At 69.1% G+C, this 21,785-nt stretch carries 23 protein-coding genes; 11 read left to right on the top strand and 12 right to left on the bottom strand.

Annotated elements, in window-relative coordinates; all coding sequences use genetic code 11:
• Positions 1-18 precede the first annotated feature (18 nt).
• The 6 genes from dmpE to ACWA7K_RS04295 all read left to right on the top strand — a co-directional run bounded on the left by dmpE (position 19) and on the right by ACWA7K_RS04295 (position 4,944).
• Positions 19-801 carry a 2-oxopent-4-enoate hydratase gene (gene dmpE, locus ACWA7K_RS04320; protein ID WP_456165987.1) on the top strand — a complete coding sequence of 261 codons (783 nt, stop codon included), beginning with the start codon at positions 19-21 and terminating at the stop codon, positions 799-801.
• Between the two features lie 111 nt (positions 802-912).
• The gene (dmpH, locus tag ACWA7K_RS04315) at positions 913-1,701 is read left to right on the top strand and encodes a 2-oxo-3-hexenedioate decarboxylase (RefSeq protein ID WP_456165985.1); all 789 of its coding nucleotides are present in this window, start codon (positions 913-915) and stop codon (positions 1,699-1,701) included.
• A gap of 15 nt (positions 1,702-1,716) precedes the next feature.
• Positions 1,717-2,613 carry an alpha/beta fold hydrolase gene (locus ACWA7K_RS04310; protein WP_456165983.1) on the top strand — a complete coding sequence of 299 codons (897 nt, stop codon included), beginning with the start codon at positions 1,717-1,719 and terminating at the stop codon, positions 2,611-2,613.
• Positions 2,614-2,658: 45 nt separating this feature from the next.
• Entirely contained in the window at positions 2,659-3,582 is a 924-nt protein-coding gene (locus ACWA7K_RS04305) for an acetaldehyde dehydrogenase (acetylating) (protein WP_456165981.1), read from the top strand.
• A gap of 76 nt (positions 3,583-3,658) precedes the next feature.
• Entirely contained in the window at positions 3,659-4,705 is a 1,047-nt protein-coding gene (dmpG, locus tag ACWA7K_RS04300) for a 4-hydroxy-2-oxovalerate aldolase (RefSeq protein ID WP_456165979.1), read from the top strand.
• Between the two features lie 47 nt (positions 4,706-4,752).
• Positions 4,753-4,944: a 2-hydroxymuconate tautomerase gene (locus ACWA7K_RS04295; protein WP_456165977.1), complete on the top strand. Its 192-nt coding sequence runs from the start codon at positions 4,753-4,755 to the stop codon at positions 4,942-4,944.
• 284 nt (positions 4,945-5,228) lie between these two features.
• Here ACWA7K_RS04295 and ACWA7K_RS04290 read toward each other — a convergent pair whose 3' ends face one another.
• The 3 genes from ACWA7K_RS04290 to ACWA7K_RS04280 all read right to left on the bottom strand — a co-directional run bounded on the left by ACWA7K_RS04290 (position 5,229) and on the right by ACWA7K_RS04280 (position 8,295).
• Positions 5,229-5,930 carry a fumarylacetoacetate hydrolase family protein gene (locus ACWA7K_RS04290; RefSeq protein ID WP_456165975.1) on the bottom strand — a complete coding sequence of 234 codons (702 nt, stop codon included), beginning with the start codon at positions 5,928-5,930 and terminating at the stop codon, positions 5,229-5,231.
• A gap of 99 nt (positions 5,931-6,029) precedes the next feature.
• Positions 6,030-7,079 (bottom strand): cupin domain-containing protein, encoded by a 1,050-nt coding sequence (locus ACWA7K_RS04285; RefSeq protein WP_456165973.1) that lies wholly within the window; start codon positions 7,077-7,079, stop codon positions 6,030-6,032.
• A gap of 19 nt (positions 7,080-7,098) precedes the next feature.
• On the bottom strand, positions 7,099-8,295 hold the full coding sequence (locus tag ACWA7K_RS04280) for a 3-hydroxybenzoate 6-monooxygenase (protein ID WP_456210361.1): 1,197 nt from the start codon (positions 8,293-8,295) through the stop codon (positions 7,099-7,101).
• Positions 8,296-8,599: 304 nt separating this feature from the next.
• On the opposite strand from ACWA7K_RS04280, the gene ACWA7K_RS04275 reads away from it, so the two are divergent.
• Together ACWA7K_RS04275 and aroQ are read left to right on the top strand one after the other, a co-directional pair.
• A complete protein-coding gene (locus ACWA7K_RS04275) occupies positions 8,600-9,283 on the top strand; it encodes a hypothetical protein (protein ID WP_456165971.1) in 684 nt (227 codons plus the stop codon).
• Positions 9,284-9,401: 118 nt separating this feature from the next.
• Complete coding sequence (gene aroQ / locus ACWA7K_RS04270; protein WP_456165969.1) at positions 9,402-9,845, top strand: type II 3-dehydroquinate dehydratase; 444 nt, start codon at positions 9,402-9,404, stop codon at positions 9,843-9,845.
• Positions 9,846-9,851: 6 nt separating this feature from the next.
• Here aroQ and ylqF read toward each other — a convergent pair whose 3' ends face one another.
• Positions 9,852-10,862 (bottom strand): ribosome biogenesis GTPase YlqF, encoded by a 1,011-nt coding sequence (gene ylqF / locus ACWA7K_RS04265; RefSeq protein WP_456165967.1) that lies wholly within the window; start codon positions 10,860-10,862, stop codon positions 9,852-9,854.
• Positions 10,863-11,097: 235 nt separating this feature from the next.
• Here ylqF and ACWA7K_RS04260 point away from each other — a divergent pair, with 235 nt between their 5' ends.
• The 3 genes from ACWA7K_RS04260 (at position 11,098) to ACWA7K_RS04250 (ending at position 14,597) form a co-directional block, all read left to right on the top strand.
• On the top strand, positions 11,098-12,564 hold the full coding sequence (locus ACWA7K_RS04260; RefSeq protein WP_456165965.1) for an NCS1 family nucleobase:cation symporter-1: 1,467 nt from the start codon (positions 11,098-11,100) through the stop codon (positions 12,562-12,564).
• A gap of 94 nt (positions 12,565-12,658) precedes the next feature.
• Entirely contained in the window at positions 12,659-13,351 is a 693-nt protein-coding gene (locus ACWA7K_RS04255; RefSeq protein ID WP_456165963.1) for a GntR family transcriptional regulator, read from the top strand.
• A gap of 13 nt (positions 13,352-13,364) precedes the next feature.
• Complete coding sequence (locus tag ACWA7K_RS04250) at positions 13,365-14,597, top strand: GGDEF domain-containing protein (RefSeq protein ID WP_456165961.1); 1,233 nt, start codon at positions 13,365-13,367, stop codon at positions 14,595-14,597.
• A gap of 16 nt (positions 14,598-14,613) precedes the next feature.
• Here ACWA7K_RS04250 and ACWA7K_RS04245 read toward each other — a convergent pair whose 3' ends face one another.
• Genes ACWA7K_RS04245 through ccmC form a run of 8 tightly spaced genes read right to left on the bottom strand, consistent with a single transcriptional unit; the run spans position 14,614 to position 21,711 of the window.
• On the bottom strand, positions 14,614-15,927 hold the full coding sequence (locus tag ACWA7K_RS04245; protein ID WP_456165959.1) for an NAD(P)-binding domain-containing protein: 1,314 nt from the start codon (positions 15,925-15,927) through the stop codon (positions 14,614-14,616).
• A 17-nt stretch (positions 15,928-15,944) separates the two neighbouring features.
• Positions 15,945-17,234 carry a tetratricopeptide repeat protein gene (locus ACWA7K_RS04240; protein ID WP_456165957.1) on the bottom strand — a complete coding sequence of 430 codons (1,290 nt, stop codon included), beginning with the start codon at positions 17,232-17,234 and terminating at the stop codon, positions 15,945-15,947.
• Entirely contained in the window at positions 17,231-17,761 is a 531-nt protein-coding gene (locus tag ACWA7K_RS04235; RefSeq protein WP_456165955.1) for a cytochrome c-type biogenesis protein, read from the bottom strand. Before ACWA7K_RS04235 ends, ACWA7K_RS04240 begins: the two co-directional genes overlap by 4 nt.
• Positions 17,754-18,290 carry a DsbE family thiol:disulfide interchange protein gene (locus tag ACWA7K_RS04230; RefSeq protein ID WP_456165953.1) on the bottom strand — a complete coding sequence of 179 codons (537 nt, stop codon included), beginning with the start codon at positions 18,288-18,290 and terminating at the stop codon, positions 17,754-17,756. Before ACWA7K_RS04230 ends, ACWA7K_RS04235 begins: the two co-directional genes overlap by 8 nt.
• Complete coding sequence (locus ACWA7K_RS04225) at positions 18,287-20,281, bottom strand: heme lyase CcmF/NrfE family subunit (protein WP_456165951.1); 1,995 nt, start codon at positions 20,279-20,281, stop codon at positions 18,287-18,289. Before ACWA7K_RS04225 ends, ACWA7K_RS04230 begins: the two co-directional genes overlap by 4 nt.
• Positions 20,278-20,751 carry a cytochrome c maturation protein CcmE gene (gene ccmE, locus ACWA7K_RS04220; protein ID WP_456165949.1) on the bottom strand — a complete coding sequence of 158 codons (474 nt, stop codon included), beginning with the start codon at positions 20,749-20,751 and terminating at the stop codon, positions 20,278-20,280. Before ccmE ends, ACWA7K_RS04225 begins: the two co-directional genes overlap by 4 nt.
• A 3-nt stretch (positions 20,752-20,754) precedes the next feature.
• Positions 20,755-20,910, bottom strand: a complete 156-nt coding sequence (gene ccmD, locus ACWA7K_RS04215) for a heme exporter protein CcmD (RefSeq protein WP_456165947.1) — start codon at positions 20,908-20,910, stop codon at positions 20,755-20,757.
• 39 nt (positions 20,911-20,949) lie between these two features.
• Positions 20,950-21,711, bottom strand: a complete 762-nt coding sequence (gene ccmC / locus ACWA7K_RS04210) for a heme ABC transporter permease CcmC (protein WP_456165945.1) — start codon at positions 21,709-21,711, stop codon at positions 20,950-20,952.
• Positions 21,712-21,785 lie beyond the last annotated feature (74 nt).

Here is a 21,785-nt window from a genome sequence, read left to right as displayed (position 1 = left end):
TCCTCATCGGAAGCTGACATGACCCCAGACCTGATCCAGACCCTCGGCGACGAGCTCTACCAGTCGCTGCTCGACCGCGTGCCGGTCGAGCCCCTGACCAACCGGTTTGCCGGCATCACGATCGACGATGCCTACCGCATCCAGCTGCGCATGATCGAGCGCCGCATCGCGGCCGGCGAGGTCGTCATCGGCAAGAAGATCGGCGTGACCAGCCAGGTCGTGATGGACATGCTGGGCGTCAACCAGCCCGACTTCGGCCAGCTGCTGTCGGGCATGGTCTTCAACGAGGGAGAGCCGATCGACACGGGCAAGATGATCGCCCCCAAGGCCGAGGCCGAGGTCGCCTTCATCCTCGCGCGTGACCTGACCGGCCCGGGCGTGACCGCCGCCGACGTGCTGCGCGCGACCGACTGCGTCATGCCCTGCTTCGAGATCGTCGACTCGCGCATCCGCGACTGGAAGATCAAGATCCAGGACACCGTCGCCGACAACGCCAGCTGCGGCGTCTTCACGCTTGGCGGCACGCGGCGCAGCCCGCGCCAGCTCGATCTGGCCCTGGCCGGCATGGTGCTCGAGAAGAACGGCGAGATCGTCAGCACCTCCTGCGGTGCGGCCGTGCAGGGCTCGCCGGTCAATGCGGTGGCCTGGCTGGCCAACACGCTCGGCGCGCTGGGCATCGGGCTGAAGGCGGGCGACGTGATCCTGTCGGGCTCGCAATCGCCGCTGGTCCCCGTCAAGCCCGGCGACAGCCTGCACGCCAGCGTCGGCGGCCTGGGCAGCACCTCCGTCCGATTCATGTGAGCCCCCACGCTCCCTGGCGGTCGCTGCCCCCCGTGGGGGCGCAGGCAGCGGACCGGCAAAGCCGGATCCACGCCTGAACCTTGCCAAGAACACGAATACGAAGGAATGGACATGGCACTTCAACGTAAAGACATCGAGGCGCTGGCGGCGCACCTGGAATCGGCCCAGCTCGAAGCCCGCGACGTCACCAAGATCACCGACGACTTTCCCGCGATGGACTGGGCCGATGCCTACGACATCCAGGACGAGATCCGCCGCCGCAAGGAATCGCGCGGCCGTCGCGTGGTCGGCCTGAAGGCGGGCCTGACCTCGTTCGCGAAGATGAAGCAGATGGGCGTGGACACGCCCTGCTTCGGCTTCGTCACCGACGACATGGCCCGGCCCGACGGCGGCGAGATCCGCATGGACGAGCTGATCCACCCGAAGGTCGAGGCCGAGATCTGCATCGTCACCAAGGCCCCGCTGCGCGGCCCCGGCTGCCACGTCGGCACAGTGATGGCGGCGATCGACTTCGTGCTGCCGGCCGTCGAGGTGATCGACAGCCGCTACCGCGACTTCAAGTTCGACCTCAAGAGCGTCATCGCCGACAACACCTCGGCCGCCCGCTTCGTCATCGGCGGCCGCTCGCGTTCGGTCGAGGACCTGGACCTGCGCACGCTCGGCGTCGTGCTGGAGAAGAACGGCCGCATCGTCTCGATGGCCGCCGGCGCCGCCGTGCTGGGCCATCCGGCCGCTGCGGTCGCGATGATGGCCAACCACCTCGGCCAGCGCGGCCAGGAGATCCCCGCCGGCACCTTCATCATGACCGGCGGCGTGACCGAGGCCATTGCGGTGGAAACCGGTGACAACGTGCTGGTGCGCTTCCAGGACCTGGGCAGCGTCTCGATGCGTTTTGCCTGATCGACGGGAAGTCCGATGAACACGAACAACTCCGCCAACCCGGTCAACTCGAACAACGCGGTCAACCCGGAGATCGCGCACCGCATCCGCACCGGCGCCTTCGACAGCAACGTGCACGACCTCGGCCGGCGCGACGGCGTGCCGCTGCTGATGGTGCACGGCTCCGGTCCGGGCGTCAGCGCCTGGGCCAACTGGCGCCTGGCCATGCCGGTGCTGGCACAGGAACGCCGCGTGGTCGCGCCCGACATGGTCGGCTTCGGCTACACCGATCGGCCCGAAGGCTTCGTCTACACGATGGACCGCTGGGTGCAGCAGGCGATCGACGTGCTTGACGCGCTGGACATCGAGCGCGCCGACGTCGTCGGCAACTCCTTCGGCGGTGCCCTGTCGCTGGCCCTCGCCATTCGCGCGCCGGAGCGGGTGCGTCGCCTCGTGCTGATGGGCAGCGTCGGCGTGCCCTTCCCGATCACGCCGGGGCTGGATGCGGTCTGGGGCTACCAGCCCTCGCTGGCGACGATGAAGGGCCTGCTGGACGTCTTCGCCCACAGCCGCGCGCTGGTGACCGACGAGCTGGCCGAGCTGCGCTGGCGCGCCAGCATCCGGCCGGGCTTCCAGGAGTCCTTCTCGGCGATGTTCCCGGCCCCGCGCCAGCGCTGGGTCGACGCCATGGCCAGCGCCGAGGCCGACATCCGCGCGCTGCCGCACGAGACGCTGGTGATGCACGGCCGCGAGGACCGCGTGATCCCGCTGCAGACCTCGCTGACGCTGGCCGACTGGATCCCCAACAGCCAGCTGCACGTTTTCGGCCATTGCGGCCACTGGACCCAGATCGAACACGCCCAGCGCTTCGTCCGCCTGGTCGGCGACTTCCTGCGCGAAGGCGACGCGGTGGAAGCCGCCCAGCTTGCCTGACCGCTGCCCCGAATCTCCGAATCCCCACGATCCCCTGGAATGCCCATGAACACGAGCAAGAAGAAGATCCGCTGCGCCCTGATCGGGCCCGGCAACATCGGCACGGACCTGCTGGCCAAGCTGCAGCGCAGCCCCGTGCTGGAGCCCGTCTGGATGGTCGGCATCGACCCCGAGTCGGACGGCCTCAAGCGCGCCCGCGAGATGGGCATCAAGACCACCGCCGAGGGCGTCGACGGCCTCGTGCCGCACATGAGGGCGGACGGCGTGCAGATCGTCTTCGACGCGACCAGCGCCTACGTGCACGCCGAGAACTCGCGCAAGGTCAATGCACAGGGCGCGCTGATGATCGACCTGACGCCTGCCGCGATCGGCCCGTACTGCGTGCCGCCGGTCAACCTGATCGAACACGTCGGCCGGGGCGAGATGAACGTCAACATGGTGACCTGCGGCGGGCAGGCCACGATCCCGATGGTGGCGGCCGTCAGCCGCGTGCAGCCCGTTGCCTACGGCGAGATCGTCGCGACCGTGTCGAGCCGCTCGGTCGGCCCGGGCACGCGCAAGAACATCGACGAGTTCACCCGCACGACGGCCGGCGCGGTCGAGCGTGTCGGCGGTGCGAAGAAGGGCAAGGCCATCATCGTGATCAACCCGGCCGAGCCGCCGCTGATCATGCGCGACACCGTGCATTGCCTGACCGAAGGCGAGCCCGATCAGGCCGCGATCACCGCCAGCATCCACGCGATGTTGAAGGAGGTGCAGAAGTACGTGCCCGGCTACCGCCTGGTCAACGGCCCCGTGTTCGACGGCAAGCGCGTCAGCGTCTTCCTGGAAGTCGAAGGCCTGGGCGACTACCTGCCCAAGTACGCCGGCAACCTCGACATCATGACCGCCGCCGCCGCCCGCACCGCCGAGATGTTCGCCGAGCAGATGCTCAGTGGCGAGCTGGTGCTGGAGGCTGTCGCCGCCTGATCGACGACAGGTCGCCACAGCCCAGACACGCACCAGCACACGCACCAGCACACGCAATCGAACACGGAACCTCACCATGAAGAGCTCACTCGACGGCCGCCGCATCACCGTTCACGACATGACGCTGCGCGACGGCATGCACCCGAAGCGCCACCAGATGTCGCTCGACCAGATGAAGGCCATTGCCTGCGGCCTGGACGCCGCCGGCGTGCCGCTGATCGAGGTCACCCACGGCGACGGCCTGGGCGGCAGTTCAGTCAACTACGGCTTCCCGGCCCACAGCGACGAGGACTACCTCGGCACCGTCATCCCGCTGCTCCAGCAGGCGAAGGTGTCGGCCCTGCTGATCCCCGGCATCGGCACGGTCGACCACCTGAAGATGGCCCACGGCCTGGGCGTGCACACGATCCGCGTGGCCACGCATTGCACCGAGGGTGACGTCTCCGAGCAGCACATCACGGCCGCCCGCAAGCTGGACATGGACACCGTCGGCTTCCTGATGATGGCCCACATGAACAGCCCCGAAGGACTGGTCAAGCAGGCCCGGCTGATGGAGAGCTACGGCGCCAACTGCATCTACGTCACCGACTCGGCCGGCTACCTGCTGCCCGAGGACGTCAAGGCTCGCCTCGGCGCCGTGCGCGACGCCCTGAAGCCCGAGACCGAACTCGGCTTCCACGGCCATCACAACCTGGCCATGGGCGTGGCCAACTCGATCGCCGCGATCGAGGTCGGCGCCAACCGCATCGACGCCGCAGCGGCCGGCCTGGGCGCCGGCGCCGGCAACACGCCGATGGAGGTGCTGGTGGCCGTCTGCGAGCGCATGGGCATCGACACCGGCGTGGACGTCTGGAAGATCCAGGACGTGGCCGAGGACCTGGTGGTGCCGATCATGGACTTCCCGATCCGCATCGACCGCGACGCGCTGACGCTCGGTTATGCCGGTGTCTACGGCAGCTTCCTGCTGTTCGCCAAGCGCGCGGCGGCCAAGTACGGCGTGCCCTCGCGCGACATCCTGGTCGAGCTGGGCCGCCGCAAGATGGTCGGCGGCCAGGAGGACATGATCGAGGACACCGCCATCACCATGGCCCGCGAACGCGGCCTGCTGAAGTCGGCCGCCTGACCCTGGCACGCCTCGCCCCGATCCACCTCCAACGCACAGGAACCCCCATGCCATTCGCCCAGATCTACATGCTCGAAGGCCGCACCGAAGACCAGAAGCGCGCGGTGATCGAGAAGGTCACCCAAGCCCTGCAAGAAGCCGTCGGCGCCCCGAAGGAAACCATCCGCGTCTGGATCCAGGACGTCCCCAAGCAGAACTGGGGCATCGCGGGGGTGAGCGCGAAGGACCTGGGTCGCTGAGGGTCGAGCCGCCGACGGGCTCGTGCCGATGGGCCTCTTCGCGCAACAGCCCCAACGCGTCACCACGCACCAGCCCGTCGGACACCGGAGGTGTCCGACCTACCGGTTGTCAGCCACACCCGCGTGAAGCGCGATGAACCGCATCCGAATTGCGACACATCCCGCGTGATGCGCCACGACCCGTCGCCCTCCGGCGACGCGTTTTCGGTAGGTCGGACACGCTGTGTCCGACGGGCTCGTGCCGATGGGCCGCTACTTGCATCCGACCGGACGGGCACACAGCCTCACACCGCAGGCCCGACGTTCATCACGATGCTGCCGACGCCCTCGACCTGGCCCTCGATGCGGTCGCCCGGGACCACCGGGCCGACGCCTTCGGGGGTGCCGGTGTAGATCACGTCGCCGGGTTGCAGGTGATAGAACAGCGACAGGTCGGCAATGATCTCGCGCAGGTTCCAGATCAGCTTGTCGATGTCCGACGACTGCTTCGTCTGGCCGTTGACGGTCAGCGAGATGGCGCCGCGCTCGATCACCACGCCGGGCATCGGGACGACCTCGCTGCAGACGGCCGAGCCTTCGACGTCCTTGCCCAGCGTCCACGGGCGGCCCTTGTCGCGCAGCACGAACTGCAGGTCGCGGCGGGTCATGTCCAGGCCGGTCGCATAGCCGTAGATCAGCTCGTGCGCATCCTCGGCCTTGACGCGGAAACCGCCCTTGCCCAGCACCATCACGAGTTCCATCTCGTGGTGGTAGTTGCCGGTCTCGCTGGGATACGGCACCGTCGCGCCGGACTCGACCAGCGTCGACGGCGACTTGGTGAAGTAGAACGGGCGCTCGACCGACTTGTCGACCGGTCGACCCATCTCGATGGCGTGCGCGTGGTAGTTGCGGCCGACGAAGAACAGCCGGTTGACGGGCAGGCGCGCATCGGTGCCGCGCACCGGCAGGGAGGCGACGGGGGGCGGATTCCAGAGGTAGGTGGTCATGGGCTCGGTGCTCGTGTTCGGCGGGTTGGGACGTTGGAAAGGGCTCAAAGTATCGATGGATACGGGGCTGTCGGGCACGACCGGGTTCAGGCCGGCACGTCAGCCCCGCACCTCGTAGACACCCAGCTTGCGATGCAGCGGGCTCTCGTCGGCGATGAACAGGAAGGCCGGCGCATCGGCGCTGGCGTTGCGCAGCGTGATGGGCGTGTAGCCGGGCACGCAGGCGGTGTCGGCCTCGACCAGCGTGAAGGACTGGTCGTCGCAGCCGACCTCGACCGACCCGCCGGGCGCCGCCTCGATCAGGTGGAAGACCATCGCCGGCGAACGCGCCGGCAGACGCAGCGTCTGGCCCGGTCGCAGCATCAACGCGTAGAAGCCGAGGATGTTCTCGGCCGACTCGCCGGTCTCCGGGTTGACGTAGCCGATCTGGACCGTCTCCAGCTCCGGCTGATCCTCGGCCAGCGACTGCAGCGCCGCACGCGCCTGCGCCCACGGGTAGCGCAGCATCGGGTAGGCCTTGCGGCTGCGTTCGAACACCGGCATCGGCACGATGCCTGACCGCGCATAGGCCCGGTCGCTGCGGCTGCCGGACACTGCCTGCCGATCGCCGTTGATGTGGTACGAGGCCTCCATGTAATAGACCAGCGGCAGGTCCAGCACATCGAGCCAGATGACCGGCTGGTCGCCGTCGTGGCCATGTTCGTGCCACAGCCCGGTGGGCGTCAGGATCAGGTCGCCGCGCGACATCGGGCATTGCTCGCCGTCGACCGTCGTCCAGGCGCCCTCGCCTTCGACCACCATGCGCACCGCGTTGGGCGTGTGGCGGTGCGACGGCGCCCATTCGCCCGGCAGCAACAGCTGCATGCCCAGGTACATGGCCGCGCTGGCCTGCATCTTGTCCAGGCCGTGGCCCGGGTTGGCCAGCACCAGCACGCGGCGTTCGGCCTTCTCGATCGGGGTCAGCTCGCCGGCCTGCAGCAGCAGCGGCCTGATCGTCGCGTAGGGCCAGTGCGTGGGGCGGGTGTTGGGCCGCGGCTTGCCCGGCGGCAACACGCCCCGCAGGCTCGGCCACAGCGGCACGAGGTTGAGTTCGCGCAGCTTCGCGACGTAGTCGGCGGGCAGGTCCTCGAGTCTTCCAAGGTCGTTCATGGTCGTTCCGATCGGGGGTTCAACGGGCCAGGCAGTTCTCGACCTTCCAGCCGTAGAGCCATTCCATCGCATCGTAGAAACGTTCCGGGCTGCGGCCGCGCCAGAGGTCGTTGCGGACCAGCCGCTCGACGCCCTTGGCATGGAAGATCCGGCCCATCTCGCGGGCCGACAGCACGATGCGGGCGGTGCGGGCCACGCGCGAGCGCTGGTAGAGGTCGAAGGCCGGGGTGAAGTCGTTGCCGCAGACACGCAACGCCTCGCCCAGCGTCACCGCGTCCTCCAGCGCCATGCAGGCGCCCTGGGCCAGGTACTGCAACGTCGGATGGGCGGCGTCGCCCAGCAGCGTGGCGCGGCCGAAGGTCCATTGGCCGATCGGCTCGCGGTCGGCGGTGGCCCAGCGCTTCCACGACTTCGGCAGGTCGATCAGCTGGCGTGCGCGCGGGCTGATGCCATCGAAGTAGCTCTGCACCTCCTCGCGGCTGCCTTCGGTGACGCTCCACTGCTCGACCTGGCGGCTGTGGAAGGTCACGACGACGTTGTACTGCTCGCCGCCGCGCAGCGGGTAGTGGACGAGGTGGCAGTTCGGGCCGACCCAGATGCTGGCGGCGTTCCACCGCAGGTCCTCGGGGAAGTCGGCCTTGTCGACCACGGCGCGGTAGACCACATGGCCCGACACGCGCGCCTCGTCTCCGACGTACTGGCGCCGCACGGCCGACTTGACACCATCCGCGCCGATCAGCGCGATGCCGCGATGGCGCTGGCCGTGCTGATCGATCACGGTGACGCCGGCCTCGTCCTGCTCGACCGCCTGCACCTGCGTCGACGTGCGGACCTGGATGCGGTCACTGGCCTGCGCGCCTTCGAGCAGCGACAGATGGACATCGGCCCGGTGGATCACCGCATACGGGTTGCCGAAACGCTGCCGGAAGGCCTCGCCCGTCGGGATGCGGCCGACCAGCGACTCGTCCACCGCGTCGTGCATGACCATCTCGTCGGTATAGACCGCCCGCGCCCGCGCCTGCGGACCGACGCCCAGCGCGTCGAAGGCCGAAAACGCGTTCGGTCCGAGCTGGATGCCCGCCCCGATCTCGCCGAGCTGCGGCGACTGCTCCAGCACCTGCACGTCGAACCCCTGCCGCGTCAGCGCCAGCGCAGCGGCAATGCCACCGATGCCGCCGCCGGCGACCAGAACGGGGCCGGAAGTCCTGTCCGTCATCGTCTGCTCCTCAAAACTTGAATGCTGATCGTACGCATGCTGACGTTCTGGATCAAGAACGACTTGCGTCGATCGGCAGAGGGAAAACCCGCGGCTCGTCCGCAAGCGGCAGCTCGCCGCCGTCTGCCGCCGAAACCGGTGACCCAGTCATGAGCTCAAATCTACACAAATGGGTCATGCGATTAGCCAGAAAACCCAGGAATTCCCACTGACAGGTCATGCACCCGAATCCGGATATCGCGAGGATCACGCCCTGTGAGAGAGGGCTCACGGGATTCCAGCCACCAGACCAGGCCATCACGACGTGAAGACTCCAGAAAACCATCCGACGACGACCAGGAATGCCCTGACTTGTTTTGGACCACCGCACGACAGGTTCCTGAGCGCCACGCGCAGTTTCATCGCCGGGGCCGTTTGCCTGTTGATCGCCGCATGCGGCGGCGGTGGCGGACAAGCCAGCAGCGCCGAAACCATCAATCTCGAAAACGTCGTGGATGACAAGGGCAGCGGAAACGTCGGAGACGTCGTCAGCGAAGGCGGCGCCGACGTTGCCGCCCCTGTCGTTGCGGACATCGTGGACCCTTATGTCGGTACCTGGGTGTCGGACTGCGCAGGCGACGCCAGCCAGAATCCCCCGACCTACCAACGACTGAGTTTCAAGCTCACCAAGGTTTCCGCCCAATCGATGGACAGCGAAGGCCGGCACGAATCATTCGGGACCGATTCGACTTGCGGCGCCAACGGCACGTTGATCGCTTCATCCAGCACTCTCGTGGCATTCACCGGTCAAAAGACCTTGACGGACGGGAATGTCGTCGACCGGGTCAAGGTGACCGAGAAAACGACCGACGGCACTGCCGGTGATATTCGCCTGGACATCCTGTTCATCCAGGGCCATACCCTCTATCCCGGCGACGACAGCGACGTCGATGCAGCTGCGGAATATCCGAACGCCCTCGACAGGAGGATCGCCTTCACGCGGTCCTGACCTCGCAGCCCGCCATCATTCACGCGGCGTGAAGGGAGACCTGAGCGCCCGGCATCGATGGCGGGTGTGGCTCGTCGTATCGTTGCGGCCCTTCGAACACGACCACAGGACCCGCACCATGAAGTTCCTCATGCTCCACGGCATCAACCACAACATGTTCGGCAAGCGCGACCCGAAGCAGTACGGGACCATCACGCTCGAACAGATCGACGCGCAACTGGCGGCGCTGGCCGGTGAGCTGGGCGTGGAGATCGAGACCTTCCAGACCAACCACGAAGGCGACATGGCCGAGCGCATCCACCAGGCCTATGTCGACGGCGTCGACGGCGTGCTGATCAACGCCGGTGCGTGGACCCACTACAGCTACGGCATCCGCGACGCGCTGGCGATCCTGACCTGCCCGATCGTGGAACTGCACATGTCCAACATCCACGCCCGCGAGGCCTTCCGCCACGTCTCGGTCTTCGCCGAGATCGTGCGTGGCCAGATCTGCGGCTTCGGCGTGGACAGCTACCTGCTGGGCCTGCGGGCGGCGGTGTCGGCGGCGAAGGCGGGGAAATAAGCCGCCTCAATCGTCGAGCTCGTCCTCGTCCTCGTCAAACCCCTCCGGCGCGTCGCCCGAGTCCTCGTCGCGCCGCCCGGAACCCTTGGCCCGTGCCGCCTGACGGGCCGCCTTGCGGGCGGCGCGTTCGGCTTCGCGCTGTTCGCCGGCCTCGTGCCAGACGGCGTATTCCTCGGGCGTCTCCAGCGTGATGCGGCCCCAGGCGCCGCTGCGGAAGTCGTGCAGGACGATCTCGGCGGCCTTCTGGCGGTTGACGACGCCGCCGGGCATCAGGCCGCCGCGCTTGCGGCCGATCAGGTCGAGCAGTTCGCTGTCGGTCAGGGCCTCCAGGCCGCGCACGTCCTTCAGGCCGGTGAGCTTGTAGCGGGTCTCCAGCCGGTCGCGGTAGGGGCCGCGCACGCGGGCCAGCAGTTCGAGCGCGACGTCTTCCTCGTCGAAGGCGTTGCGGCCGATCGCGCCGCTGGCGGCGAGGTGGTAGCCGGCCTCGATCACGCTGATGCGCGGCCACAGCATGCCGGGCGTGTCGAACAGGTAGAAGTCGCTGGCCAGCAGGATCTTCTGCTCGACCTTGGTGATGCCCGGCTCGTCACCGGTCTTGGCGCTGCGCTGGCCGACCATCGAGTTCATCAGCGTCGACTTGCCCACGTTGGGGATGCCGCAGATCAGCACGCGCATCGGCTTGACCATGCCGCCGCGGTTGGGCGCCAGCGCGCGGCAGGCGTCGATCAGGCGCCTGGCCGGGGCCGGCTCGCTGGCGTCCAGCCCGAAGGCGTGGGTGCCGACCTGGGCCTGGTAGTGGGCCAGCCACAGCTTCGTGCGGGCCGGGTCGGCCAGATCCTGCTTGTTCAGGATCTTCAGCGCTGGCTTGCCCCGCGTCAGCTCGGCCAGCAGCGGATTGGCGCTGGAGCCGGGCAGGCGGGCGTCGAGCAGCTCGATCACGACGTCGATCTCGGGCACGCGCTCGGCGATGGCCTTCCGGGTGACGTTCATGTGGCCCGGAAACCATTGGATGCTCATGGGGGGATGCTTTCGAGGAGAGGTTCGCGGCGGCGCGCGCCACGTGAAAGGCGCGAATGATGCCGTGATCGGCCGGCGCGGTCGTCCACCTCGCTCGGGTTTCTACCGAAACGCCAGTTCACGCAGATGCGTACATTCTTGTATGCAAGCTTGCACGCGAATGAAGACGCTTTTGAAGAACGCAAGCTGCAGGACCGCATCGACCTTTACCGAAACGAGGACAGGAGACGCCAGCATGGACATCCGCAACCCATCACCGGGGCTCTACAACGAGGACCTGGCACCCGCCAAGGAACGCAACTGGGGTGCGTTCAGCATCTTCAACGTCTGGACTTCGGACGTGCACAGCCTGTGGGGCTACTACCTCGCGGCCAGCCTGTTCCTGCTGTGCGGCAGCTTCACGAACTTCCTGATCGCCATCGGCCTGGGCTCGCTGGTGATCTTCTTCCTGATGAACCTGATCGGCTATGCCGGCGAGAAGACCGGCGTGCCCTACCCCGTGCTGGCGCGGGCCTCGTTCGGCATCTGGGGTGCCAACCTGGCGGCGCTGGTGCGCGCGGTGGTGGCCTGCTTCTGGTACGGCGCGCAGACGGCGGCGGCCTCGGGCGCGATGGTCGCGCTGCTGGTACGCAACCCGGACATCCTGTCGTTCCACCAGAACGCGCACTTCCTGGGCCACTCGACGCTGGAGGTGATCTGCTACGTGATCATCTGGGCGCTGCAGCTGCTGATCATCCAGAAGGGCATGGAGACGGTCCGCAAGTTCCAGGACTGGGCCGGCCCGGCCGTGTGGATCGCGATGCTGGTGCTGGCGGTGGGCCTGACGGTCAAGGCCGGCGGCTTCTCGTTCGACCACGGCATCCCCATGGACGTGCTGCTCGACAAGACCAAGGACGCCGGCGTCAGCGGCCAGCCCGGCTCGTTCTGGGCCCTGATGGCGGTGGGCGCGACCTGGGTGACCTACTTCGCGGCGCTCTACCTGAACTTCTGCGACTTCTCGCGCTACGCCAAGGACAAGGACGCCGTCCGCAAGGGCAACCTGTGGGGCCTGCCGATCAACCTGATCGCCTTCTCGCTGGTGGCCGGCGTGACGACCATCGCGGCCTACAAGGTCTACGGCGAGGTGCTGCTGCACCCCGAGCAGATCTCGGCCAAGTTCGACAGCTGGGTGCTGGCGCTGATCGCCGCGCTGACCTTCGCGGTGGCGACGCTGGGCATCAACGTGGTGGCCAACTTCGTCTCGGCGGCGTTCGACATCTCGAACGTCTTCCCGCGCCAGATCGACTTCAAGAAGGGCGGCTACATCGCCGCGGGCATCGCGCTGGTGCTCTACCCGTTCGCGCCGTGGGAAGGCAATGCCGCCTCGTTCGTCAACGGCATCGGCTCGACGATGGGCCCGCTGCTGGGGATCATCCTGGTCGACTACTACCTGGTCGCCAAGGGCGCGATCGACGTGCAGGCGCTCTATCAGGAACATGGCGAATACCGCTACGAAGGCGGCTGGAACGTCAATGCCCTGATCGCCACCGGCGTCGGCGCGGTCTTCTCGACCCTCCTGCCGACCTTCACGACGCTGCTGCCGTCCTGGTGGGGCACCTACGGCTGGTTCTTCGGCGTGGCGATCGGCGGCGCGGTCTACCTGGTGATGTCGACGTTGCGCCCGCGCACCGCCCTCGCAGCCAGCGGCCTGCAACGTGCCTGATGACCGGCTGAAGGCTGCCTGATCGACACGTTCGTCAGGCGAAAAGTGGAAAGGGGCGCCGACAATGCCGGCGCCCCTTTCTTCTTGCAGACCGATGGCCACCAGCAGCAAGTCCGACATCGCCGAACGCGTCGTGCAGTCCATCCTGGCGCGCCGCCTGCGCCCGGGCGAGCGACTCGGCGAACAGGAGCTGGCCGACATGTTCGAGGTCAGCCGCACGCTGGTGCGCGAGGCGCTGATGCAGCTGCAGGCGCGCGGCTTCGTCGAGGTCCGCCCGCGGGTCGGCTGGTATGTGGTCGAGCCGTCGTTCGACGAGGCGCGCGAGACCTACGCGGCGCGCCGGATCATCGAGACCGGCATGCTGCGCGACGCCGGCCGGCCGCTGCAGTCGGCCCTGAAGCAGTTGCGCGAGCATGTCGCGTCCGAACGCGAGGCGATCCTGACCGGCGATGCCGGCACCCGCAGCGTCGCGCTGGCCGACTTCCATGTCTGCCTGGCCGAATGCCTGGGCAACCGATTCCTGACGGCCATGATGGTCGACCTGTCGGCCCGCACCACGCTGGTGTCGGCGCTGTACCAGTCGCAGACCGAGGCCGAGGACAGCAACGAGGACCACGCCCACATCGTCGACGCGCTGGCCGACGGCGACAACGCCCGTGCCGAGGCGCTGATGCGCGAGCACATCGACCGGCTGGCCGCACGACTGGACGAAACGCTGGCCGGCAACAGCCGTGGCGCCGGCCGGCTGCGCGCCGCCCTGCTGCCGGACGCCGGCACGCGGGCCTGAGCAGAATCACGCCATGTTGACCCTGGACGTCCCGACCCTCTACATCGCGCTGCTGACGGCGATGCTGCTGTTCGGCGTGGCGCTGGGCCAGGCCGGCGAGGTGCCCGAAGGCCACGGCGGCCTGCGCCACTGGGCCTGGTCGAGCTGGACCGCCGCCGCCGGCTTCGTGATGCTGGCCGCGCGCGTGGTGCTGCCGGAGTGGGTCTCGGCGCTGGCCGGCAACCTGCTGATCGGCCTGAGCCTGCTGCTGGTCGGTCAGGCCCTGCACCGCTTCCTGCGCCAGGACGACGTGCCGCGCTGGCAGATCGGCCTGCTGGTGCTGCACGTGGCCCTGGTCGGCCTGGCGCTGGCGACGGGTCTGCCGGTGCCCTGGCGTTCGGCGCAGGTGTCGCTGATGTACGCGATCCAGCTGCTGCCGTCGGTGTGGCTGATCGCCTGCCATCTCCGCACGGCCGAGCGCGCGATCCGCATGGTCGGCGTCACGCTGGGGCTGACCGTCACGGCGCTGCTGCTGCGCACGGTCGACGCCCTGCTGTCGCCCCAGGCCTACAGCAGCCTGTTCCAGGCCAGCCTGGGCAACGGGCTGACCTACATGGCCGCCTTCCTGTTCCCGCTCGGCGCGGGCTTCGGCTTCCTGCTGGCCAACCTCGAACGCAGCACGCGCCGCCTGCGCGACCTGGCCACGCACGACAGCCTGACCGGCTGCGCCAACCGCAACCTGTTCGACGCGCAGCTGCGCACGACGCTGGAACAGGCCCGCCGTGACGCCACGCCGGTGTCGCTGCTGGTGCTGGACCTGGACCACTTCAAGGCCATCAACGACCGCCACGGCCATCAGGCCGGCGACGCGGTGCTGAAGGCCTGCGCGCAAGCGCTGCAGGGCCGCCTGCGTGGCGCCGACCTGCTGGCCCGGCTGGGCGGCGAGGAGTTCGCGGTGGTGCTGGCCCGCACGCCGGCCGACGACGCGCTGCGTGTGGCCGAGGACCTGCGGCTGGCGGTCGCGGCGCTGACGCCGGTGTTGCCGGGCCTGACCGATGGCACGCCCGACGGCCACGGAACGGGGCAGGACGGCCGGTCGGTCCACGTCTCGATCCGCGTGTCGATCGGCGTGGCAACCGTCGCCGGTGAACAGGCACCGACGCCCGATGCGCTCTACGGCCTGGCCGACCGGGCGCTCTACCAGGCCAAGGCCCAGGGGCGCGACCGCAGCGTTCACGCGCGCGATCTGCCCGAGCGGGCCGGCTGAAGACCCGTCTCGGGGCTCAGGCCTCGCCGTGCTTGGTGACGAACTGGATGCCGATCTTCTGCAGCAGCGGCGTCGGCGGCAGGCCACCGGCGCAGACGATCACCGCGTCGTTGCGCAGCGTGCGCACGGCGCCGTGGCCGACGTCGAGGTGGACGTCCTGCTCGCCGATGCGCTGCACGGTCGATTCCATCAGCACCTGCAGGCGACCCTTCTTGCGCGCTGCCTCCAGCGCCAGCCGGTTCTTGGCCTTGACGCGCGAGAACGCCGCGCTGCGGTAGCTCAGCGTGACCTCGGTGCCGCGCTCGTCGGCCAGCGCGAGGGCGGCTTCCAGCGCGCTGTCGCCGCCGCCCACCACCAGCACGGCCTGGCCGGCGTACTGGGCCGCATCGGTCAGGCCGTAGACGACCTTGGGCTGCGACTCGCCGGGCACGCCCAGCTTGCGCGGCGTGCCGCGCCGGCCCATCGCCAGCAGCACGGTGCGGGCGCGCTGTTCGCCGCGACTGGTCTTGACCAGGAAGCCACCGCCGTCGAGCGGCTGGACGTCGTCCATGCGCTCGGCGAAATGGATCTGCAGCTGCGTGCGGGCCACCACCTGCTGCCAGAAGGCCAGCAGCTTCTCCTTGCGGACCTCGCCGAACTTGACCTTGCCGACCAGCGCCAGCTCGACCGGCGCGGTCATCGCGACCTTGTGGCGCGGGTAGTGGAAGACGGTGCCGCCGAGCGCTTCTTCCTGCTCGATCAGCCGGTAGCGCAGGCCGTGCGCCTTGGCGGCCAGACCGGCCGACAAGCCGGCCGGGCCGCAGCCGACGATCAGCACGTCGAGGTCGAAGGCGGCCGCCTGGGCGGGCTGTGCATCGCAACGGGTCTTGATGCCGTCGATCGCCTGGCGCCCCTGTTCGGCCGCCTTGCGGATCAGGCCCATGCCACCGAGTTCGCCGGCGATGAAGATGCCGGGCACGCTGCTCTCGAAGGTCGGGCTCAGCGGCGGGATCTCCATGCCGCGTTTCTCGGTGCCGAAGACCAGCGAGATGGCGTCGAACGGACAGGCCGGCTGGCAGGCGCCGTGGCCGATGCAGGCCGATGCGTTGATCAGCACCGCCTTGCCCGCGACCATGCCGAGAGCGCCTTCCGGGCAGGCGGGGATGCACGAACCCGAGCCGATGCAGCGGGCCGGGTCGATCACCGGGTGCAGCGACGGCGGCTCGTTCAGGCCGGCCGCCGTGGCCTCTTCCAGCTGCCGCAGCGCGCTGGCCTGCTTGTGGCGTTGCCAGGCGATGTAGCCCAGCACCGGCAGCGCCAGGACGATCAGGTAGATCCAGGAATAGTCCATCGGGCCCGCCTCCCCGATCAGCGGCCGACTTCTTCGCCGATGACGATCTTCAGGCCGCTCGAACCCAGCGCGACCGGCTGGCTCAGGCCCTGCAGGTCACCCGGCTGCGGCATCGCGTTGCCGGACTTGCTGACCCGCGCGCCGACGATCACCTGCGGGAAGTTGGACAGGCGCATGGCCGGCGCCATCGCGCTGCTGTCGTCGAGCGTGAAGGTGATCGGCAGGTCGCGGACCTGCTTGCGCAGGATCGCCAGCGGCATGCGCAGGCCTTCGGCGGCGCGGGCGAACACGAACACCGTGTCGTCCGGCGAGGCCTTGGCGGCCAGCGCGGGTGCCAGCGTCACGGTGCCGGCGACGGTGGCCTTGCCGGCGGCGGCGGGCTGGGCGGCTTTCTGGTCGGCCTGGACCGGCTTGACCGCCCCGGTCGCCGCAGTGGCGGCGACTTTGGGCACCTCGCCCTCGGCCAGCAGCGGCAGGCCGCCGCGCTGGCGGGCCTCGTTGATGCTCTCGCGCACCTGCTGGGCCATCGGCGAGCCGGGCGGCTGGCTGGCGAGGATGCGTTCCCACAGCGTCGAGGCGGCCTTGAAGTCGCCACGCAGGAAGGCGTCGGTGCCGGCCAGCGACAGGGCCTTGGGCTGGTTCGGGTCGATCTTCAGCGCCCGCTCGATGAACTGCATCGGCTCGCCGGCGATCTGGCGGTTGTTGACCACCGCCAGCGCATCGGCCAGGTCGGCCAGCAGGCCGGCGTCGTCGGGCACCAGCTCGATCGCCTTGCGGTAGGCCGGCACGGCGTCGGCGTGGCGGTTCAGCACGCTGTAGGAGCGGCCGAGCATGGCCCAGCCCTCGGCGTTCTGCGGCTCCTTGGCCAGCCGGTCGCGCAGGCCGTCGGCCATCGCGGCGATCTGCTCCATCGTGACCTCGTGGCTGCCGCCCTGACCGCCACCGGCGGCGGCCGCCGCCTCGGGCGTGCCGGCGCGCTGGTTCCACAGGTCGGGGCGGCCCTTGATGGCATACCCGCCGACCGCGACGACCAGCACGACCGCCGTGCACAGCGCGAACATCCGGCTCGACGGACGGACCGATGGCGCCGCCGCAGCGCGGGCGGGCGCGGGCGGCTTGACGGGCGCGGCCGGGGCTGGCGCGCCCTCGACCACCGCGTCACCGGCCTGGTTCATCACCTGCTCGACGATCAGGCGTTCGAGTCGTTCGCGGCTCTGCGCGAACTGGGCTTCGTCAAGCGCACCGCTGGCGTGCAGGTCCTGGAGCTGCTGGAGCTGGCGACGCAGCGTGGGGAGGTCTGGGGTCATGGGTTCGGTCGATCGAGCGATGCGGTGGGGGTGACGACGGCCGTGGCCGTGCCGGCCGGGTGGGCGTCATCGTCCTCGTCGGGATCGAAGGCCTCGGCCGGCATGCGGCTGCGACGCCGCAGCACCAGGATGAGCATGGCGAGGCCGCCGACCATGAGCACGGCCGGGCCGACCCACAGCAGCACGGTGGTCGCCTTGACCGGCGGGCGGTACAGCACGAAGTCGCCGTAGCGCGCGGTCATGAACGCGATGATCTCGTCGTTGGTCGCGCCCTTGTGCAGCATCTCGCGGACCTGCTGGCGCAGGTCGTCGGCCAGGTCGGCGTGCGAGTCGGCCACGGTCTGGTTCTGGCAGACCAGGCAGCGCAGCTCGGCGGTGATCTGGAGCATGCGGCGCTCCAGCTCGGGGTCGGCGACCGACGGCTGGGCCTCGGCCGCACGGGCCGCCGGGACGGCCAGGCTCAGGGCCGTCAGCAGCCCCAGCAACAGCTGGCGCCCGGTCGACAGGAAGGTGTGGCGATCAGGCATGGAGCGACTTCAGCAGGGGTTCGATGCGCTCGCGGATCACCTGCGGGGTGATCGGGCCGATGTGCTTGAAGCGCACCACGCCCTCGCGGTCGATGATGAAGGTCTCGGGCACGCCGTAGACACCGAAGTCCAGGCCGACGCGGCCGTTGAAGTCGTGCAGCGACTCGGTGTAGGGGTTGCCGAACTGCTGCAGCCACTGCTGGCCGTCCTCGCGCTTGTCCTTGTAGTTCAGGCCGTAGATCGGCAGGCGGTTCTGCTTGGCGTACTGGACCAGCAGCGGATGTTCCTCGCGGCAGGCCACGCACCAGGAGGCCCAGACGTTGAGCATCCAGACCTTGCCCAGCAGGTCGGCCCGGCCGATCGCCTTGCCCGGGTCGGCCAGCGTGGCGAGCTGGAACTCGGGCGCGGGCTTGCCGATCAGCGGCGACGGCACCTCGCGCGGGTCGCGGTTCAGGCCGACGCCCAGGAAGGCGGCGATGACGAGGAACAGACCCAGCGGCAGCAGGAATCGCAGCATCTTGCGGTTCATGCGGAGACTCCTTCGGCCGCGTTCTGTGCGGCCGTCGCGGGAACCTTGCGGCGATAGCGGCGGTCGGTCGCGGCCAGCAGGCCGCCCAGCGCCATGACGAAGCAGCCCGACCAGATCCAGTCGACGAAGGGCTTGACGTAGACGCGCACGATCCAGGCCTCGTTGTCGTCGACCGGCTCGCCCAGCGAGACGTACAGGTCACGCGCCAGGCCGGACTCGATCGCGGCCTCGGTCATCGGGTTGCGCTGCACGCGGTAGATGCGCTTCTCCGGGTACATCTCGGCGACCTTCTCGTCGCTGCCCTCGCGGGTGACCTTGATCTGGCCGCGCGCGGCGGTGTAGTTCGGGCCCGGCACCTCGCGCACGCCGAGGAAGGTGAAGGTATAGCCCGACACCGTGGTGGTGTCGCCCAGGCGCATCTTCACGTCGCGCTCGACCTCGTAGGTGCGCACCATCGTGACGCCGAAGATGAAGGCGGCGACCCCCAGGTGCGCCACCATCATGCCCAGCGTGGCGCGCTGCAGCTGGCGCAGCCGCTGGCCGACCGTGGCGACGCCCGGCAGCGGCCGGACCTTCTCCCACAGGTCGGTCGCGACGCTGGCGGCGATCCACCAGGCCAGCGCCAGGCCGATGCTCGACATCACGCCGATGTGGCCGGCCCACCAGCCGCTGGCCAGTCCGCCGACCAGCGCCACGACGGCGGCCCAGCGCAGGCGGCGGGCCAGGTCGGGCAGTTCGGCCTGCTTCCAGCGCGTCATCGGGCCGACGCCCATCAGGAACACCACCGGGATCATCAGCGGCACGAACACCGTGTCGAAATACGGCGGGCCGACGGAGATCTTGCCGAGGTTCAGCGCGTCCAGCAGCAGCGGGTAGAGCGTGCCCAGCAGCACGGCGGCCATCGCGACGACCAGCATCACGTTGTTGCCCAGCAGCAGGGTCTCGCGCGAGAGCAGGCCGAAGCGCGCGCCCAGGCCGACGCTCGGGGCGCGCCAGGCGTAGAGCGTCAGCGACGAGCCGATCACGATGACCAGGAAGCCGAGGATGAACAGGCCACGCGCCGGATCGGTCGCGAAGGCGTGGACCGAGGACAGCACGCCCGAGCGGACCAGGAAGGTGCCCACCAGCGACAGCGAGAACGCGATGATGGCCAGCAGGACGGTCCAGTTCTTGAAGCTGCCGCGCTTCTCGGTCACCGCCAGCGAGTGGATCAGCGCGGTGCCGACCAGCCACGGCATGAACGAGGCGTTCTCGACCGGATCCCAGAACCACCAGCCGCCCCAGCCCAGCTCGTAGTAGGCCCACCAGGAGCCCAGCGCGATGCCGATGGTCAGGAACATCCACGCCACCGTGGTCCACGGCCGGGTCCAGCGGGCCCATTGCGCATCGAGGTTGCCGCCGATCAGCGCGGCAATCGCGAAGGCGAAGGCCACCGCGAAGCCGACATAGCCCATGTAGAGCATCGGCGGGTGGATGACCATGCCCGGGTCCTGCAGCAGCGGGTTCAGGTCGCGGCCATCGGGTGCCGGCGGCCACATCCGCTCGAACGGGTTGGAGGTCAGCAGCGTGAAGGCCAGGAAGCCCACCGCCACCAGGCCCATGACGGCCAGGATGCGCGCCAGCACCGGCATCGGCAGGTCGCGGCTGAACAGCGCGACGGCCATCATCCAGCCGGCCAGCATCAGCATCCACAGCAGCAGCGAGCCTTCATGGCCGCCCCAGATGCCGGCGATGCGATAGGGCAAGGGCAGCGCGCTGTTGGAGTTGCTGGCGACGTAGAGGATCGAGAAGTCGTGCGTGACGAAGCCCGCACCGAGACAGACGAAGGACCCGAGCACCAGCACGAACAGCAGCGTGGTCGCCGGCCGCGCCAGCGCCATCCAGTCGGCCCGGTTCGTCTGCGCGCCGATCAGCGGCACGATGCCCAGCACCAGCGAGACGCCCAGCGCGATCCACAGCAGGACGTGGCCCAGTTCGGCGTAGCTGATCATGGCTGGACTCCCTTGGGCGCCGACTTGTCGGCCTGCGCGCTCTGCATCTGGCCGCCTTCCTTGGCCCGCTTCAGGGCCTCGGCGGCTTCGGGCGGCATGTAGTTCTCGTCGTGCTTGGCCAGCACCTCGCGGGCCTTGAAGACACCGCCCTGCACGCTGCCCTGCGCCACCACGCCCTTGCCCTCCTTGAACAGGTCGGGAAGGATGCCCTCGTAGGTCACCGGCACCTTCTGGACGGTGTCGGTCACCACGAAGGTCACCTTGACGCCGTCACGCTGGACGCTGCCGGTCTCGACCATGCCGCCGAGGCGGAAGGTGCGGCCGTCCGGGACCTCCTTGGCGACGACCTGGCTGGGCGAGTAGAAGAAGACGAGGTTGCTCTCGAAGGCGCTGAGCACCAGTGCCGCGACGGCACCGACGGCGACCAGCACGCCGCCGGCAATCGCCAGCCGCTTGTGACGGGGTTTCATGGATCAGATCTCCTCATCGATCGGTCGTGCCGCGGCTTGCAGCGCGCGGCGCCGGCGCTGTCGCGCCAGCCAGGGTTCGAGCAGCATCACCGCGGCGCAGACCGCGTAGGAGCCCCACACATAGAGGCCGTAGCCGCCCATGGACCAGAAGTCTTTCATCGGATGTCCGTGTCGAGAACGGGTGACAGGTAGGCGGGCTCAGCGGGTCGCGGCGACGACGGCCGGGCGACCGGCCAGTTCGCCGACCCAGGCGGTGTCGCGCTCGCGTTCCAGGATGAGCGCACGGGTGCGCGAGAACACCACCGCGAAGGCATAGGCCCAGAAGGCCAGGCTCATCAGCAGCATGCCCTGCAGCATGGTCTCGGCCATCTTCGGGGCGGCGGTCAGGCTGACCGAGGCGCCCTGGTGCAGCGTGTTCCACCACTTGACCGAGAAATAGATGATCGGCACGTTGACCGCGCCCACCACCGCCAGCAGCGCGCCGGCCCGGTCGGCGCGGCGGGTGTCGTCGATCGCCGCCACCAGCGCCATGTAGCCGAGGTAGAGCAGCAGCAGGATGAACTCGGACGTCAGCCGGGCGTCCCAGACCCACCAGGTGCCCCACGTCGGCTTGCCCCACAGCGAGCCGGTCCACAGCGCCAGGAAGGTCAGCAGCGCGCCGGTCGGGGCGATGGCGCGGGCCACCATCGAGGCCAGCCGGGCGTTGAAGGCCCAGCCGATCGCGGCCCAGAAGGCCATCGCCAGGTACAGCACCATCGAGACCCAGGCGGCCGGCACGTGGATGTAGATGATTCGGTAGGCCTCGCCCTGCGTCGCGTCGGTCGGCGCGACGATGAAGCCGATGTAGAGCCCGGCCAGCGCCAGGGCGATCGTCGCGGCCCAGAGCCAGGGCAGCAGCGCGCCGGTCAGCGCATAGAAGCGCGAGGGCGCGGCGAAGGTGAAGAGACGCCAGTGTTGCATCGGCTGGAGGAGCGTTGGAGTCGGTCGACGGGGCAGCGGGGATCGGGAGCGGATGCGGGGTCGGAGTCGGCAGG

The organism is Leptothrix mechoopdaensis (SeqCode) (genome assembly GCF_053893855.1).
Note: the sequence above shows the minus strand (reverse complement) of the source record. Positions and strands in the feature narration are given on the sequence as shown.

Excerpts from the sequence above, each read along its gene's own strand:
- ACWA7K_RS04235 (WP_456165955.1), bottom strand. The coding sequence starts at position 17,761 with ATGCCTGATCGCCACACCTTCCTGTCGACCGGGCGCCAGCTGTTGCTG.
- aroQ (WP_456165969.1), top strand. The coding sequence starts at position 9,402 with ATGAAGTTCCTCATGCTCCACGGCATCAACCACAACATGTTCGGCAAG.
- ACWA7K_RS04290 (WP_456165975.1), bottom strand. The coding sequence starts at position 5,930 with ATGACCACCTACCTCTGGAATCCGCCCCCCGTCGCCTCCCTGCCGGTG.
- ACWA7K_RS04305 (WP_456165981.1), top strand. The coding sequence starts at position 2,659 with ATGAACACGAGCAAGAAGAAGATCCGCTGCGCCCTGATCGGGCCCGGC.
- ACWA7K_RS04245 (WP_456165959.1), bottom strand. The coding sequence starts at position 15,927 with ATGGACTATTCCTGGATCTACCTGATCGTCCTGGCGCTGCCGGTGCTG.
- ACWA7K_RS04240 (WP_456165957.1), bottom strand. The coding sequence starts at position 17,234 with ATGACCCCAGACCTCCCCACGCTGCGTCGCCAGCTCCAGCAGCTCCAG.
- ylqF (WP_456165967.1), bottom strand. The coding sequence starts at position 10,862 with ATGAGCATCCAATGGTTTCCGGGCCACATGAACGTCACCCGGAAGGCC.
- dmpG (WP_456165979.1), top strand. The coding sequence starts at position 3,659 with ATGAAGAGCTCACTCGACGGCCGCCGCATCACCGTTCACGACATGACG.
- ccmE (WP_456165949.1), bottom strand. The coding sequence starts at position 20,751 with ATGAAACCCCGTCACAAGCGGCTGGCGATTGCCGGCGGCGTGCTGGTC.
- ACWA7K_RS04295 (WP_456165977.1), top strand. The coding sequence starts at position 4,753 with ATGCCATTCGCCCAGATCTACATGCTCGAAGGCCGCACCGAAGACCAG.
- ACWA7K_RS04260 (WP_456165965.1), top strand. The coding sequence starts at position 11,098 with ATGGACATCCGCAACCCATCACCGGGGCTCTACAACGAGGACCTGGCA.
- ACWA7K_RS04250 (WP_456165961.1), top strand. The coding sequence starts at position 13,365 with ATGTTGACCCTGGACGTCCCGACCCTCTACATCGCGCTGCTGACGGCG.
- ACWA7K_RS04255 (WP_456165963.1), top strand. The coding sequence starts at position 12,659 with ATGGCCACCAGCAGCAAGTCCGACATCGCCGAACGCGTCGTGCAGTCC.
- ccmD (WP_456165947.1), bottom strand. The coding sequence starts at position 20,910 with ATGAAAGACTTCTGGTCCATGGGCGGCTACGGCCTCTATGTGTGGGGC.
- ACWA7K_RS04225 (WP_456165951.1), bottom strand. The coding sequence starts at position 20,281 with ATGATCAGCTACGCCGAACTGGGCCACGTCCTGCTGTGGATCGCGCTG.
- dmpH (WP_456165985.1), top strand. The coding sequence starts at position 913 with ATGGCACTTCAACGTAAAGACATCGAGGCGCTGGCGGCGCACCTGGAA.
- ACWA7K_RS04230 (WP_456165953.1), bottom strand. The coding sequence starts at position 18,290 with ATGAACCGCAAGATGCTGCGATTCCTGCTGCCGCTGGGTCTGTTCCTC.
- ccmC (WP_456165945.1), bottom strand. The coding sequence starts at position 21,711 with ATGCAACACTGGCGTCTCTTCACCTTCGCCGCGCCCTCGCGCTTCTAT.
- ACWA7K_RS04310 (WP_456165983.1), top strand. The coding sequence starts at position 1,717 with ATGAACACGAACAACTCCGCCAACCCGGTCAACTCGAACAACGCGGTC.
- ACWA7K_RS04280 (WP_456210361.1), bottom strand. The coding sequence starts at position 8,295 with ATGACGGACAGGACTTCCGGCCCCGTTCTGGTCGCCGGCGGCGGCATC.
- ACWA7K_RS04285 (WP_456165973.1), bottom strand. The coding sequence starts at position 7,079 with ATGAACGACCTTGGAAGACTCGAGGACCTGCCCGCCGACTACGTCGCG.
- dmpE (WP_456165987.1), top strand. The coding sequence starts at position 19 with ATGACCCCAGACCTGATCCAGACCCTCGGCGACGAGCTCTACCAGTCG.